Annotated in this window: 10 protein-coding genes and 2 rRNA genes; 3 read left to right on the top strand and 9 right to left on the bottom strand. The window is 58.3% G+C overall.

The genetic code is table 11. The features are described 5' to 3' along the window. Positions 1–40 precede the first annotated feature (40 nt). Positions 41–925, bottom strand: coding sequence for an HlyC/CorC family transporter (locus ACPWMG_RS03810; protein ID WP_483303332.1), 885 nt, complete (start codon positions 923–925; stop codon positions 41–43). A 134-nt stretch (positions 926–1,059) separates the two neighbouring features. Continuing rightward, positions 1,060–1,776, bottom strand: a complete 717-nt coding sequence (locus ACPWMG_RS03805) for a GNAT family N-acetyltransferase (protein WP_483303331.1) — start codon at positions 1,774–1,776, stop codon at positions 1,060–1,062. A gap of 225 nt (positions 1,777–2,001) precedes the next feature. On the opposite strand from ACPWMG_RS03805, the gene ACPWMG_RS03800 reads away from it, so the two are divergent. Further along, positions 2,002–2,616 (top strand): HdeD family acid-resistance protein, encoded by a 615-nt coding sequence (locus ACPWMG_RS03800; RefSeq protein WP_483303330.1) that lies wholly within the window; start codon positions 2,002–2,004, stop codon positions 2,614–2,616. Positions 2,617–2,662: 46 nt separating this feature from the next. On the opposite strand, the gene ACPWMG_RS03795 is transcribed toward ACPWMG_RS03800, so the two are convergent. From ACPWMG_RS03795 to ACPWMG_RS03780, 4 genes are all read right to left on the bottom strand, one after another. Further along, entirely contained in the window at positions 2,663–4,477 is a 1,815-nt protein-coding gene (locus tag ACPWMG_RS03795) for a diguanylate cyclase domain-containing protein (RefSeq protein ID WP_483303329.1), read from the bottom strand. Beyond that, positions 4,474–5,898 (bottom strand): oxygenase MpaB family protein, encoded by a 1,425-nt coding sequence (locus tag ACPWMG_RS03790; RefSeq protein ID WP_483303328.1) that lies wholly within the window; start codon positions 5,896–5,898, stop codon positions 4,474–4,476. The genes ACPWMG_RS03795 and ACPWMG_RS03790 overlap by 4 nt, the downstream gene beginning before the upstream one ends. A gap of 139 nt (positions 5,899–6,037) precedes the next feature. Then, positions 6,038–6,499 carry an SH3 domain-containing protein gene (locus ACPWMG_RS03785; protein ID WP_483303327.1) on the bottom strand — a complete coding sequence of 154 codons (462 nt, stop codon included), beginning with the start codon at positions 6,497–6,499 and terminating at the stop codon, positions 6,038–6,040. A gap of 167 nt (positions 6,500–6,666) precedes the next feature. Continuing rightward, a complete protein-coding gene (locus tag ACPWMG_RS03780; RefSeq protein WP_483303326.1) occupies positions 6,667–7,548 on the bottom strand; it encodes an HTD2 family dehydratase in 882 nt (293 codons plus the stop codon). A gap of 187 nt (positions 7,549–7,735) precedes the next feature. Here ACPWMG_RS03780 and ACPWMG_RS03775 point away from each other — a divergent pair, with 187 nt between their 5' ends. Both ACPWMG_RS03775 and ACPWMG_RS03770 read left to right on the top strand, forming a co-directional pair. Continuing rightward, positions 7,736–8,131, top strand: a complete 396-nt coding sequence (locus ACPWMG_RS03775; protein WP_483303325.1) for a methylglyoxal synthase — start codon at positions 7,736–7,738, stop codon at positions 8,129–8,131. A gap of 254 nt (positions 8,132–8,385) precedes the next feature. After that, a complete protein-coding gene (locus ACPWMG_RS03770) occupies positions 8,386–9,870 on the top strand; it encodes a methyl-accepting chemotaxis protein (RefSeq protein ID WP_483303324.1) in 1,485 nt (494 codons plus the stop codon). Between the two features lie 20 nt (positions 9,871–9,890). On the opposite strand, the gene ACPWMG_RS03765 is transcribed toward ACPWMG_RS03770, so the two are convergent. The 3 genes from ACPWMG_RS03765 to ACPWMG_RS03755 form a co-directional block, all read right to left on the bottom strand. Continuing rightward, positions 9,891–10,523: a 2'-5' RNA ligase family protein gene (locus ACPWMG_RS03765; RefSeq protein WP_483303323.1), complete on the bottom strand. Its 633-nt coding sequence runs from the start codon at positions 10,521–10,523 to the stop codon at positions 9,891–9,893. A 420-nt stretch (positions 10,524–10,943) separates the two neighbouring features. Then, positions 10,944–11,056, bottom strand: a 5S ribosomal RNA gene (rrf, locus tag ACPWMG_RS03760). 144 nt (positions 11,057–11,200) lie between these two features. Then, positions 11,201–14,079 (bottom strand): 23S ribosomal RNA (locus ACPWMG_RS03755). Positions 14,080–14,166: the final 87 nt, after the last annotated feature.

Raw genomic sequence — 14,166 nt, 5'->3', positions numbered from 1 at the left:
CCCGGCGCGCCCTGCCGGCTAGGCGCGAACAACTTGCGCATCAACCGGAGAGATCGGCGTCCTGCACCGGCGACACTTTGAACCAACGCACGGCGCCGCCCTTGTTGTGCAGCACCACAAAGTTCAGCCCAGCCAGCGCCACGTGTTCGCCGCGCTTGGGCACGTGGCCCATCTCGTGCGAAATCAGGCCGCCAATGGTGTCGAACTCGTCTTCGGGGTCGGAGCTGGTGATGTGCACGCCAAACGCTTCGTTAACGCGCTCAATCGGTGTATCGCCGCTGACGCGGTAGGTGCGGTCGGCCAGGCCAAAGATATCGCCCTCGTCTTCGGCAATATCGAACTCGTCTTCGATCTCGCCGACGATTTGCTCCAGCACGTCTTCGATGGTGATGAGCCCGGCCACGCGGCCGAATTCGTCGATCACGATGGCCAAGTGGTTGCGGTTGCCGCGAAACTCGCGCAGCAAATCGTTTAGGCCTTTGGACTCGGGCACAAACACCGCCGGGCGCAACAAGGCGCGTAAATTCAGCTCGGGCGCGCGCTGCAGCTTCAGCAAGTCTTTGGCCAGCAAGATGCCGATGATGTTTTCTTTTTCGCCTTCAAACACCGGAAAACGCGAGTGCGCGGTGTCGATGACTTGGTGCAACAGCGCCTCGTAGGGGGCGTCGATGCTGAGGCAGTCCATGCGTGTGGCTGCCACCATCACGTCGCCTGCAGTCTGGTCTGCCATACGGAGCACGCCTTCGAGCATGACGCGCGATTCGGCTCCGATGACGTCGTTGTTTTCAGCTTCGGCCAGTGTTTCGATCAGCTCCGCCCGCGAGTCGGGCCCGGGGTGGATGAATTCGGCCAATTTTTGCAGAAAACTGCGCTTGTCTTCCCGGTCTGGTAAGGCCGAGGAGCGCGCGGGATAAGGGTCTGACACAGACGAAGTTGCAGGACGTGCGGTTGTTGAGGAAGCGTAAGGATAGCGGATTGGCACCGCCAGAGGCGGAATACTTGACGGTATGTAGTCAGGCCACGCGGGTTTTGCGCAGGCCTGTCACACGCCTGCAATCCTTATGGTGACTGGAATCCGCCAAAAAACCGACGAAGCTGCTGCGCCTGGGCTTTGAGTCGGTAGTCGGTAAAAGCCAAGTGCTCTTCGACGATGGCGGAAACACGGCTGTCGAGGGTGGCGGGTGGCAGGCGCAAGAAGGCTTCAGCCTCGGAACCATGGCGCTCCACAGTGGCGCCGGCATTGCGAGCGATGTTGAGCATGGCGCGGTTTTCACTCAGCGCGTGGATATGCATGACCTCCACGCCTTCATTGCGCGCATGCCGCGCCGCACGCTCGAACAGCCGTGCACCATAGCCGCGACCACGCGCATGTGGCGACACCGAAACACCAAACTCGGCACCGGCAGACAGGTCCGCGTTCACAGTGAAAGCCAGGTGCGCCACCGCAATCAACGTGAGTTGGCGGTTGTAAATACCGAACACGTCGTCCGCGCCGAAGTTGATGCCATCGACATAACGCCGCACCTGCTCGTCGCTGGCAGGGTAGCCAAAGCGCAAGTAACGGTCGCGTGCATCGAGCGCTAACAAATGCTGCGCGATGCGCTCGCGATGCGCCGGCCCCAGGGTACGCACCGGCACCATTACCGGGGCGGCCCGGGCGGTGTTCTTCGTCGCTGCAAACAAACTGGTCAGCGCCGATCCACTCGCTTCGCCGCGCGACGCCGAGGGCGGATTTGAGGCCGGCAAAGAGGGTGGATTGGGGGCAGAGGACGGCATCCCCTCAATATAAGGGTTTTCCCTTTATTTACCAGTTATTTTTTCGCCGGTTCGTCCAAGTGATTCGAAATTTTTCATACACCTGCAACAGGCTTGGCGAGTGCAAGTTGCATACACCCCAACATAGCGCCATCAACCAAAACACTTTGAAAAAACCAAATTACGTGGCAAAGTCGATGTGAACTGCGCGCAAAGTGCACCATAGACGACCTTCCAGGACTAGCCATGCAACGTGACTATTTTTTGATGCAGATGAGCCGCCAGTGGCATTGGATCGTGATTCGCGGCTTGGCCGCCATCGTTTTGAGCCTGCTGGCATTTGTGTTGCCTGTGCAAACACTTGAGATTTTGGCGCTGTGCTGGGGCGTCTACGCGCTGGTCGACGGCCTGATCACTCTCGTCACGGCCTACCAGATTCGCGAGCAGAACCGCCCCTGGTGGTCGTTGGCGATCGTCGGGGTGCTGGGGGTGGCGGCTGGCCTGATCACCTTCACCTGGCCCGGCGTGACCGCCGCGACACTCGTGCTCTTCGTCGCCTGCTGGTCGCTGGCCATCGGCATTTTTCAGATCGTGGCGGCCTTGCGCGTGCGCAAGTCGATGCGCGGTGAGTGGATGCTGATCCTGTCGGGTGCCGTGTCGGTGCTGTTTGGTGCAGCCATGCTGCTCGACCCCGCCGCTGGTGCCGTCGCGCTGGTGTGGCTCACGGCTTGTTATGTGATGGTGTTCGGCGTGCTGCTGCTCTTCATGGGCTTGCGCTTGCGTAGCGTGGCCCACGAGCCTTGGGAGCCGCCGGTGGTCACGCGCCCCTCGCCATTAGGCGAGCCGCATCTGGACCGCTGACAAGACCGCTCGCTAAGGCTCCTGCCATCGGAGGGGCTCACGGCTTTTACGCCGTCGCAGTGTTGCCCAGTTCGTTCACCGCCAAGCCCAGCTTGCCATGGTCCAAGCGACGCAGGCAATGTTTGCCGTCTTGCTTGCCCTGGTACATGCTCGCGTCCGCCAGCTTCAGCAGCGTCTTGGCATCATTGCCGTCGAGCGGCGCCACGGCATAACCAATGGTCAGTCCCACCATGCAGCGGTGGTGGGCCAGTTGGAACGGCGCATGGAACGCTTCCAGCAGCTTGTGACCCAACTCGCTGGCCTGCTCCAGTTTGTGCAGGCCGCTGGCCATCACCACAAACTCATCACCGCCCACGCGGGCCACGATGTCGGAGCTGCGCACCATGTGTTGCAGGCGCTTGGACACCTCGACCAACAACTCGTCGCCCACATCGTGGCCGTATTGGTCGTTGATGGGCTTGAAGCCATCCAGGTCCAGCACAAACACCGCCAAAAACTTGCCCGCACCGCTGTGCGGCAGTGCCGCTGTGAGCGCGGTGTTCAGGCCACGGCGATTTGGCAGGCCGGTGAGCGGATCGGCGTGCGCCAAGGAGCGCATCGCATCTCGCTCTTCACTCGCCTGCTCGGCTGCTCGGCGCATTTCGCGTGAGCGCAGGCTCAGCAGGCGCATCAGCAACACGGTGTCGAGCAGCGTGGCCATTTGCACCGAATGCTGCGTCCAGAATGTCAGCGGAATGCGGCCGAAGATCACGCCGGTCATGGTGATCACCGCCGCAAAGTACAGCAAGGCGCCAAGCACCACGTAGATGCCCAGCGTGTTGCCACGGCGCATGCCGCGCACCGCCACCGGCAGCGCCACCAGCGTGGGGAACAGACCCAGCACGCCGACGATGTTGCTGCTGGTCTGGGTGTTGATGAGGTCAAGGGCATGGGCCAGCATGACCACCACGGTCAAGCCCGCGCCAATCTTCATCAGCGGCGAGAAGTAGCGCGGGGCGTCCGGGCCGAACAACACGTGTTCAAAAAACAGGAAGAACGCACACGCTGACATCAGCGCGGAGATCACTGCCATGTGGGTTTCCATCCACCGGCTGCCCGTCCACACAAACTGCGCCCCCACGCCAAACTGCAGCATCGAAAACAGTAGGCCGCCGAGCACCAGCAAGGCGTACTTCAAGAAGATCGGGTCGCGCAGGCCAAACCAGTTGGTGAGGCTGTAGACCACCAGGCAGAGCGACAGGCCCACCATCAGGCCCTGCAACATTTGCTCGCCCAGCGCGTGCTGCATGTACGACGCGGGCGTGTTCAACGTCATCGGCACAATCATCGAGCCCGCCGTCTCCACACGCACAAACAACTCGTACTCTTGCCCTGGATCGAGGTGCAGCATGGTGGCGTGCGAGCGGCCCACCCGCTCGGTGCCGGTGTAGGTTTGCAGATTGCCCAACAGACTGTGGCTGAGCACCACGCGGTTTTGCACCAGGTACACGTCGATGCGGTTGAGCACCGCGTAGTCCAGCTCCAGCACCCACAGCGGGCTGGCGTTTACCGCCATGCGCAGCGGCACCTTGAACCACACGGGCTCTTTGCGCAGCCCCAGCGTGGAATGCGCCGTGGTCGGTGGCGTGAAGAGCTGCGGCGCATCGATCAGGGTGCGGATACTGTGCTCGCGCTGGACGTCGGCAAACACCGAGACGTTGGGCCACACGTCGATGCGGCTGCTGTCCGCGTGCAAAAGCAACGCATCCGCGATCGGTGCGGGCGTGGGCGTTGCTGCCTGTGCCGGCACGAGCAGGCACAACGCCAGCCAAGCCGCAAAAAGATAAGCAAGTACCGAAGCTGGTCGCAGGCTAACCATCATCGTGCGACCTGCTCCGTTGCGGTAGCAGTGGCGGAGGCAGGAGTGGCCCAGCCACCAGGCGTGGTCAACCGGTCTTCCAGCGTGTTGACCCACTTGGGCGCCTTGGGGTCAGTGCCCCAGCCATCCACCATGCCGCCGACTTGGTTAAGCAATGCATCTGGCAGCTTCAACGGGCGGGTCTGGTCCATCAGAATTTTGGTGAGCAACTGGTAGCCCACCACACGCGACAGGAAACGCGACACCGAGAACGTCGGCACCACCAGCCGCACCAGCCAATCAAAACCGCGAATCAGCCACATCAACAGCACAAAAGCGGCCCACGATGCAAACGCCACAGGCCCGGTCAAGCCCAGTGCCTTCATGGTTTTGCGGCCACACAGATAGCCAGTCATCAGCACGGGGAAGGCGCTGGCCAGTCGCCACGGAATGGCGTCTTTCATGGTGTTGATCAGCGCCTGCGCCAACGGCGGGCGCGGGTCTGGCGTCAAGGTGCGAGCCGTGCCCTCGGTCTGGAATTGGGTGAACAGCTTTTCCGCGTCAGCCATGGTCTCCGCCATCAGGCCACGCTCGATGCCCAGCACATGCCCCACCACGTTCCAGGCGTGCAGATAGGCCTCTTCGTCCTGTTGGGTCAAACCAACACCCAGGCGGCGCATGCTGCGCAGAAACACATAGCCGAAGGTCAGCAGCGTGTAGGCCAATTCTTGCTGGTTGCACGGCAGACCGTTGTCGTCTGCCACCCAGCCGCGGGCAAACAGCGCCTGGTACATGTCTTGGGGCTTGACGTCGAGCGACGCCACGTTGCCGTGTGCAGGAGATGCCAGCGCGGCCTCGGGGCTGTCGTGCAGGATCAGGTGGCGCACCATGGCGTGGATCAGCCGCACCTTCAGCACTTGGGCCACGCCGCCACCAGAGCCCAGCGTCAAACCGCCGTGCATCATCACGGGAAAGATCATCGCGGCCGTCGACCGGATGCGGTACTCGGTGCGCTTTTCCAACTGGCCGGTTTCGTGCAGCACAGAGGCGAGGTCGGGCACCACGTAGCATTCGGGCAGGCTTGAACAGAACAGCAGCACGCAAGAGAGCGCGCCATAGTCCATGAAAGTTTCTTCGGCCTTGTGGATGCGCGCGGGGTCGGCCCAATCGGGCAATTGCAGGCCGGTGGCCAGGTAGCGCTGCAGCGCCACACCCACATGTGGCTCTATGCCTGCTGGCGGTTGCCAACCTTGCAAATCAGCGTTGCTGGTCCAGGTGGCGATGCAGCGGTTGACTTGCTCGATGTGCGCCCATTGGTCGGCACAGGCATGCACCCAGTCGGTGGCCTTGAGTGCGAGGGCGCTGGGCACACAGGGGCCCAGGATTTCGGAGATGACGCCATCGGCAACTGGGTCGGCACGATACGCTGGTGATTCTGAACGCAAACGCAAGCTCCTTGCTGGAACGGCCGTTGTGGCACCAAACGAGCATTGTAGGGTTGCGATACATCTTTATTCAACAATTGAAACAAGTTTCATTTTGATTAGAGACGTGCATACGCCAAATCAATCTAGCGTTGATGCATCACCACCCCCACAGCAAGCTTTTGGACACCCACGCCTTCTGGCCGTTGCTGCGTTGTACTTGCACCCATGCGCCCTTCTTTTGCAGCGTGCGCAACACCTCCAAGTGCTGCGCCTTGCCCACCACTCGGCTACGTTCGTTTGGGCTGCTGCGCAGGTTGGCGACTTGAGCCTTGACGACATGGTGCGGCGTTTTGGCGGCGGTGTTGCGCGCAATCCAGCCGCGGTCATTTTCAAAATCACGCACCAGCAACCAGTCGCCCTTGCGCTGCAACACCTCCAACGGGTAGCCTCGCTGCAGCTCCCAAGCCACAGTCGCACGTGGGCTTGGCGCGGTGCGCAGGTTGACCACCTTGCCTTTGATGCTCACCATCTCGCGCGCGTGAGCGGCACCTCCTAAAACCGTCAACAGACCAACGAACAGAACAAAAACAAAACGCGTGACGGTACGGCTCAGGAGCATGGATCTCAATTCCTCTTGGTGGTGAACAGGGTCATGGAAAGTGCACATTTCGAATGAAGCGGCCTCTCAACGGAGCGCCTGCGGCAGCAAAAGGTTCCTGCTGATTTAAGAAAAGTAGACCGATCAAGCGCATTGGCGCTGCGCAAGCAGCTAGCAACTCGATAGCATTACGGGGAGGTCGTGGCTCCTAACCTTGCCTCGGCCTGCATCAACAGCCAGCCCTGGGCATCTTCGGCCCACAGCATCAGGCGGCCATCGGCGTCAGCCACATGCCCCCGTAAGCGCAGCAGTTGGTGACACACCAGCGGCCGAACGGCTCTGAATTCGAAGCTCACCACCCGCCTACCGGGGTTGTGCAACTGTGCAGCTTCCAACAGCAAGGTGGCGATCAGCGGCCCATGCACCACGAGATGGGCGTAACCCTCTTCTTGCGTGGCGTAGGGGTAGTCGTAGTGGATGCGGTGGCTGTTGAAGGTCAGCGCCGAGTAGCGGAACAACAGCGTCTCTTGCGGGTGATGCTCCTGTGTCCACACCGGGTTTTCTGGCGGCAACTGCATGGCGGCGGCCTCGCCGGGTTTGGCGGCTGCGCGGTAAACGATGTCGTGTGTATCGCGCAGCAGCAGTTGCCCCTGCGGATGATGGATTTCATGGACCACCTGCACAAAGAGCAGCGGGCCATGCCGCCCGTGCTTCAAATCCACAGAGGCCACACGCGAGGTTTTGCGCGCCGGCAACCCCAGGCTCAGCGGAGCCAGGAACTCTAAGCGACTGCCCGCCCACATGCGCCGGGGCAAGGGCACGGACGGCAGAAAATGGCCCCGCGCCATGTGCCCGTCGGCCCCGAGTTGATCTTGGGCGGCAGTAGGCAAGAAGTAGCACCAGTGCCACAGCGGCGGCAGCACGTCACCTATTTGCCAAGGCGCGGTGGCATCCCGCAAAGTGGCGGCGAGTGCACTGGCCGTCCATGGGGACAGCAGGTCGTCCAACACCTCGGTGCGGCCAACCCAGGTGCGGAGGTGATCCAGGTCAATGTCGGGCGCTACGTTCATCGACTAGCTCCTTTTGGCAAGGGTCAGTGAGGTCATCAGATCTAGCTGCTGCCTACGTTGTGCAGCGTAACGCCGAAACGTTTGTTGCGCGGAGAAATCACAACCGCGGTACCGTGGTGTGGCTTGCAGGCTGTTCGAAGCGATAGGAAGCAAGCCTGCGCGAATGCCACGCGATAAGATCGCCCGCATGAACCTCGCACTCATCGCCCACGACGGCAAGAAGAACGACATGCTGCAACTCGCGGCCGAGTTTTTGCCCTATCTCCAGTCTTGCACACTCATGGCCACAGGCACTACGGGTGGCCGCTTGCAACGCGAACTGGGGCTCGAGGTGGAATGCTTGCTGAGTGGCCCGCTGGGGGGCGATTTGCAAATCGGCGCACGTTTGTCCATGGGCCAAGTAGACGCAGTGATTTTTCTGCGCGACCCGATGACGTCGCAGCCGCACGAACCCGATATCAACGCGTTGGTGCGCGCCTGCGATGTGCACAACGTAGCCTGTGCCACGAACACGGCCGGCGCCAGGCTGATGCTGACAGGCTGGGCCGATCTGGCTGGGCTGCTTGCCCCTAAAAGTACTTAAAACAATAGCTGCTTGTGCATATTCGTAGGGCGTTAACAGCGCATTTCATTTCAAAGCACAAAGTTAGCCCAGACGAGTAGATTCCCCAGGGTCAAGTTTGCGTGTTGGCGCGTCGATAGATATTCTGAGACACCTCAACCCAGAGACGCCGCGAACCGAAAAGCCTTGACTGCGTGTGATCAGATAGTGCCCTATTCACATACGCAGGCTAGGAGGCATTTCAACGCTCATCCGCCATAGATCGGAACTGCGCTATGACCACAGCCACTCAGATTTCCAGCGCGTCCCCGCTTGGGGGTGCTTCGGCCCTGATGTTCACGCCTCGCAAAACATCTTGGCGAGAAACGGCCTGGCGTGAGGCAGATCGCATCATGGTCGGTGCCATCGTGCTGCAGGTCCTGGTAGCCATTGCCATCGGCCTGCAATGGGGCGACACCGGGCTGGCGTTGGGTGTTGCATTACCGGTCCTGGTTTTAGTGCTGTTGGTGCAAGCACGTTTTGGCGGCTCTACCTTCTGCGCGCACACCATGGCGGTGGCCACCATGGTCATGGTGGCGCTGCACATCCAGCTTGCACGCGGCATGCTGGAATACCACTTCGGCGTATTCGTCTCCTTGGCTTTCTTGCTGGTGTACCGGCACTGGGCTCCGATCGTCACCGGGGCGGCAGTAATCGCGGTGCACCACGTCCTGTTCGACCGCCTGCAGTTCTCTGGCATGGGCGTGTATTGCCTCACTGAGCCGAGCTTCAGCCGTGTGCTGGTTCACGCAGGTTACGTGATCGTGCAAACAGCGTTTCAGGTGCTGATTGCCGTGCGCATGCAGCAACGCGCCGTGGAGCAGGTGCAACTCGTCGACCTGGTCGAGCAGCTCACGGCCGATGAACACATTCACCTCGACACCAGTGGTCGCAATTTCGCGGCGGGTACCACCTCTGCACGCCTGAAGGATGCCCTCACCCGTATCAACGGCGCCGTGCATGAAGTGCAAGCAGCCACCCGCACCATCAACCAAACTAGCGCTGAAATTGCCAGTGGCAATTTGGATTTGTCGACACGTACCGAGCAGACGGCGTCGAGTCTGCAGCAAACCGCTGCAGCCATGGCGCAATTGACGACTGGCATTGGCCAGACTGCGACATCCGCCAACGCAGCCAATGACCTAGCGGCCTCTGCCTCAAACGCAGCCACCAAGGGCGGCGAGGTCGTCGCTGAAGTCGTTGCCACGATGCAGGCCATTGATGCCAGTGCCAGCAAAATCGTTGACATCACGAGCCTGATCGACAGCATTGCATTTCAAACCAACATCCTGGCACTGAACGCTGCCGTAGAAGCGGCGCGCGCGGGTGAACAGGGGCGCGGGTTTGCGGTCGTAGCGTCCGAAGTCCGCAGCCTCGCGCAACGTTCGGCAGCAGCGGCCAAAGACATCAAAAGCCTCATCAGCCAATCCACCCAAGAAGTGGCTGACGGCGCTAAACACGTGCAGGCGGCCGGCGCGTCGATGAAAGAAATTGAAAGCGCCGTGCAACGCGTGGCGAGCTTGATCGACGGCATTGCCAGCGCGTCTGCACATCAAAGCGACGAGATCGCCCGGGCCAACCAAGCGATCAGTCAGCTCGATCAGATGACACAACAGAACGCAGCGCTTGTAGAACAATCATCTGCCGCCGCAGAGAGCATGCGTGAGCAAGCCAGTCGGCTAAGTCAGAGCACGTCTGTATTCAACACTGGCGGTGCTTGAAGGCACGCTCAGGAGAGTCGCTAGTTTGTTGTCCGCCCTGTCAGTGGCCACTGTGCAACCCATTGGTGGTGAGTCGCCCCGAGATGGCTCAAGATCAATGCAAAACGAGTTGCCGTCCAGTTGAGCGGTGGAATGGACTCCTCAAAAGCATGTCGCGGGTCGTCATACAGCATCGTCATGTGTGGTGTTGAGGACGCCTCGTGACGAAATCCTACGTCGCTTAATCTTGCGCCCAGCTGTTTCCGCAGTGGCGCGATGCGTTGAGCACTTTCTTTATCGCAGCGAAACACACAGGCCGCCTTTTCGTTGCTGAAGAGTGCAGCGCTGTCGAAAGTGATAGGCAGTGACGGACACACCACGCGCGCCGCTGCCGCACATGCCGCATCCACGGTCGATTGAAGAATCGGCACCTCAACCTGCGTAATGGCTTGCAAAGAGATATGCAGTCGTTCAGCCGGGAACGGCTTGCCTTTCAGTCCATGGGCTTCACGCACGCGCTCGATAACATGCGCGATCCGCTTAGCGTCCGACTCGGTCGGGAAAATTGCGAAATACAGCGAATAGCCTGTAAGCGCCTCTGGATTTCCCAGGCGGTCCAACTCGAACTCTCGCGGTTTCTCGTCATCACCGAAAAGGCCTAATTGGTTAGACATAGTAGTTGCTGAAAATTGGCTTGGTTCAGCGCATGCTAGTTGATAGGCAAGTGCTTTTCAAATCCGTTTGCAGCCTGAAGCGAAGTGATCGACCGTTTGAGTGAGGTAGCTGGCCGCTGCCGAAGCGTGCTGGAGCGAGAGTGGATGAGTTGTCCTGCTTCAAGTTGCCTCCTGTTGGGTGGGCTGCGGGTCTGGACACCCGGCCTGCCTTGTGTGGAGGAGCCACTATAGGGCTTTTGGGCGGCGCGTGTCAGGCGAGCTGTGACGGGCGTCGGGGGTATATGCCTGCCGGGGACGAGAGAGCCTTCGTGCTGTCACTGCGCTTGTGTTTATGTCTGCCTATGCGGTGGCGTTTCAAGCCGTGTGGCCGCAAAGCAAAACGCCCCAGTCCTTTGGGGACTGGGGCGTTTCTAGATAATAGCCTGACGATGACCTACTTTCACACGGGAACCCGCACTATCATCGGCGCGGAGTCGTTTCACTGTCCTGTTCGGGATGGGAAGGAGTGGGACCAACTCGCTATGGTCATCAGGCATAACTGTTTGCTGCTCTGACACATGTCAGGACAGCGAATTCATAGAGATTTAATCAGCACCGGGTTAGCTTTTGCAGCATACCGGTTGGTATTTTGAATGCGTCAACTTGGCATAACACCTTGATCTGACGATCAAAGTTATAGGGTCAAGCCGCACGAGCAATTAGTATCAGTTAGCTTAACGCATTACTGCGCTTCCACACCTGACCTATCAACGTCCTGGTCTTGAACGACTCTTTAGGGGGCTCAAGGCCCCGGCAGATCTCATCTTGAAACGAGTTTCCCGCTTAGATGCTTTCAGCGGTTATCTCTTCCACACTTAGCTACTCGGCAATGCCACTGGCGTGACAACCGATACACCAGAGGTGTGTCCACTCCGGTCCTCTCGTACTAGGAGCAGGCTTCCTCAAATCTGCAGCGCCCACGGAAGATAGGGACCAAACTGTCTCACGACGTTTTAAACCCAGCTCACGTACCTCTTTAAATGGCGAACAGCCATACCCTTGGGACCGGCTACAGCCCCAGGATGAGATGAGCCGACATCGAGGTGCCAAACACCGCCGTCGATATGAACTCTTGGGCGGTATCAGCCTGTTATCCCCAGAGTACCTTTTATCCGTTGAGCGATGGCCCTTCCATACAGAACCACCGGATCACTATGTCCTGCTTTCGCATCTGCTCGACTTGTCAGTCTCGCAGTTAAGCACGCTTATGCCATTGCACTATCGTCACGATGTCCGACCGTAACTAGCGTACCTTCGAACTCCTCCGTTACGCTTTGGGAGGAGACCGCCCCAGTCAAACTGCCTACCATGCACTGTCCCCGATCCAGATAATGGACCTAGGTTAGAACCTCAAACACACCAGGGTGGTATTTCAACGTTGGCTCCATGTGATCTAGCGACCACACTTCAAAGCCTCCCACCTATCCTACACAGATCTGTTCAAAGTCCAATACAAAGCTACAGTAAAGGTTCATGGGGTCTTTCCGTCTTTCCGCGGGGAGATTGCATCATCACAAACATTTCAACTTCGCTGAGTCTCAGGAGGAGACAGTGTGGCCATCGTTACGCCATTCGTGCAGGTCGGAACTTACCCGACAAGGAATTTCGCTACCTTAGGACCGTTATAGTTACGGCCGCCGTTTACTGGGACTTCAATCAAGAGCTTGCACCCCATCATTTAATCTTCCAGCACCGGGCAGGCGTCACACCCTATACGTCCACTTTCGTGTTTGCAGAGTGCTGTGTTTTTAATAAACAGTCGCAGCCACCGATTTTTTGCAACCTCATTGGGCTCCATCCGCGAGGGACTTCACCTACTAAAGGCACACCTTCTTCCGAAGTTACGGTGTCAATTTGCCGAGTTCCTTCTCCTGAGTTCTCTCAAGCGCCTTAGAATACTCATCTCGCGCACCAGTGTCGGTTTGCGGTACGGTCGTGTGTAGCTGAAGCTTAGTGGCTTTTCCTGGAAGCAGGGTATCACTCACTTCGGCTGCAAGCAGCCTCGTTATCACCCCTCATCTAAGCCCGGCGGATTTGCCTACCAGGCATGACTACAGGCTTGAACCAACATATCCAACAGTTGGCTGAGCTAACCTTCTCCGTCCCCACATCGCACTACACATCGGTACAGGAATATTGACCTGTTTCCCATCAACTACGCATCTCTGCCTCGCCTTAGGGGCCGACTCACTCTACGCCGATGAACGTTGCGTAGAAAACCTTGCGCTTACGGCGAGGGGGCTTTTCACCCCCTTTAACGCTACTCATGTCAGCATTCGCACTTCTGATACCTCCAGCACGCTTTACAACGCACCTTCACAGGCTTACAGAACGCTCTCCTACCACTTGCAATAAATTGCAAATCCGCAGCTTCGGTAACTGGCTTAGCCCCGTTACATCTTCCGCGCAGGACGACTCGATCAGTGAGCTATTACGCTTTCTTTAAATGATGGCTGCTTCTAAGCCAACATCCTGACTGTTTTAGCCTTCCCACTTCGTTTCCCACTTAGCCAATTTTAGGGACCTTAGCTGGCGGTCTGGGTTGTTTCCCTCTTGAGTCCGGACGTTAGCACCCGGTGCTCTGTCTCCCAAGCTGTACTCGTCGGTATTCGGAGTTTGCATTGGTTTGGTAAGTCGCCATGACCCCCTAGCCAAAACAGTGCTCTACCCCCGACGGTAATACTTGAGGCACTACCTAAATAGTTTTCGGAGAGAACCAGCTATTTCCAAGTTTGTTTAGCCTTTCACCCCTATCCACAGCTCATCCGCTAGTTTTGCAACACTAGTCGGTTCGGACCTCCAGTACCTGTTACGGCACCTTCATCCTGGCCATGGATAGCTCACTTGGTTTCGGGTCTACACCCAGCGACTAAGACGCCCTGTTCGGACTCGGTTTCCCTACGCCTTCCCTATTCGGTTAAGCTTGCCACTGAATGTAAGTCGCTGACCCATTATACAAAAGGTACGCAGTCACCCTTGCGGGCTCCTACTTTTTGTAAGCATGCGGTTTCAGGATCTATTTCACTCCCCTCCCGGGGTTCTTTTCGCCTTTCCCTCACGGTACTAGTTCACTATCGGTCAATGATGAGTATTTAGCCTTGGAGGATGGTCCCCCCATATTCAGACAGGATTTCTCGTGTCCCGCCCTACTTTTCGTTAGCTCAGTACCACACGTCTGTTTTCACGTACGGGGCTATCACCCACTATGGCCAACCTTTCCAGGTCGTTCCGTTAACAGTCGTGCTATCACTAACAGGCTTTTCCGATTTCGCTCGCCACTACTTTCGGAATCTCGGTTGATGTCTTTTCCTCGAGCTACTGAGATGTTTCAGTTCACCCGGTTCGCCTCGCATGACTATGTATTCATCATGCGATACCCCTAAGGGTGGGTTTCCCCATTCAGAAATCTCCGGATCAAAGCTAATTTGCCAGCTCCCCGAAGCTTATCGCAGGCTATCACGTCTTTCGTCGCCTATCATTGCCAAGGCATCCACCACATGCTCTTATTCACTTGACCCTATAACTTTGACGTTTCTTGCGAAACCTAAGTCATCTTCAAGGAATGATTGTTTGGTCTTTCACCAAACGCGTTATGCCGTAATAA

Origin of the sequence: Hydrophilobacter chitinilyticus (assembly GCF_049860745.1) — a bacterium.
Classification (GTDB): domain Bacteria; phylum Pseudomonadota; class Gammaproteobacteria; order Burkholderiales; family Burkholderiaceae_C; genus Rhodoferax_B.
This window is presented reverse-complemented; position numbering and strand designations above follow the sequence as displayed.

Bases quoted from the DNA above. Each gene is read 5' to 3' on its own strand.
- ACPWMG_RS03805 (WP_483303331.1), bottom strand. From the start codon at position 1,776: ATGCCGTCCTCTGCCCCCAATCCACCCTCTTTGCCGGCCTCAAATCCG.
- ACPWMG_RS03795 (WP_483303329.1), bottom strand. From the start codon at position 4,477: ATGATGGTTAGCCTGCGACCAGCTTCGGTACTTGCTTATCTTTTTGCG.
- ACPWMG_RS03765 (WP_483303323.1), bottom strand. From the start codon at position 10,523: ATGTCTAACCAATTAGGCCTTTTCGGTGATGACGAGAAACCGCGAGAG.
- ACPWMG_RS03770 (WP_483303324.1), top strand. From the start codon at position 8,386: ATGACCACAGCCACTCAGATTTCCAGCGCGTCCCCGCTTGGGGGTGCT.
- ACPWMG_RS03775 (WP_483303325.1), top strand. From the start codon at position 7,736: ATGAACCTCGCACTCATCGCCCACGACGGCAAGAAGAACGACATGCTG.
- ACPWMG_RS03785 (WP_483303327.1), bottom strand. From the start codon at position 6,499: ATGCTCCTGAGCCGTACCGTCACGCGTTTTGTTTTTGTTCTGTTCGTT.
- ACPWMG_RS03780 (WP_483303326.1), bottom strand. From the start codon at position 7,548: ATGAACGTAGCGCCCGACATTGACCTGGATCACCTCCGCACCTGGGTT.
- ACPWMG_RS03800 (WP_483303330.1), top strand. From the start codon at position 2,002: ATGCAACGTGACTATTTTTTGATGCAGATGAGCCGCCAGTGGCATTGG.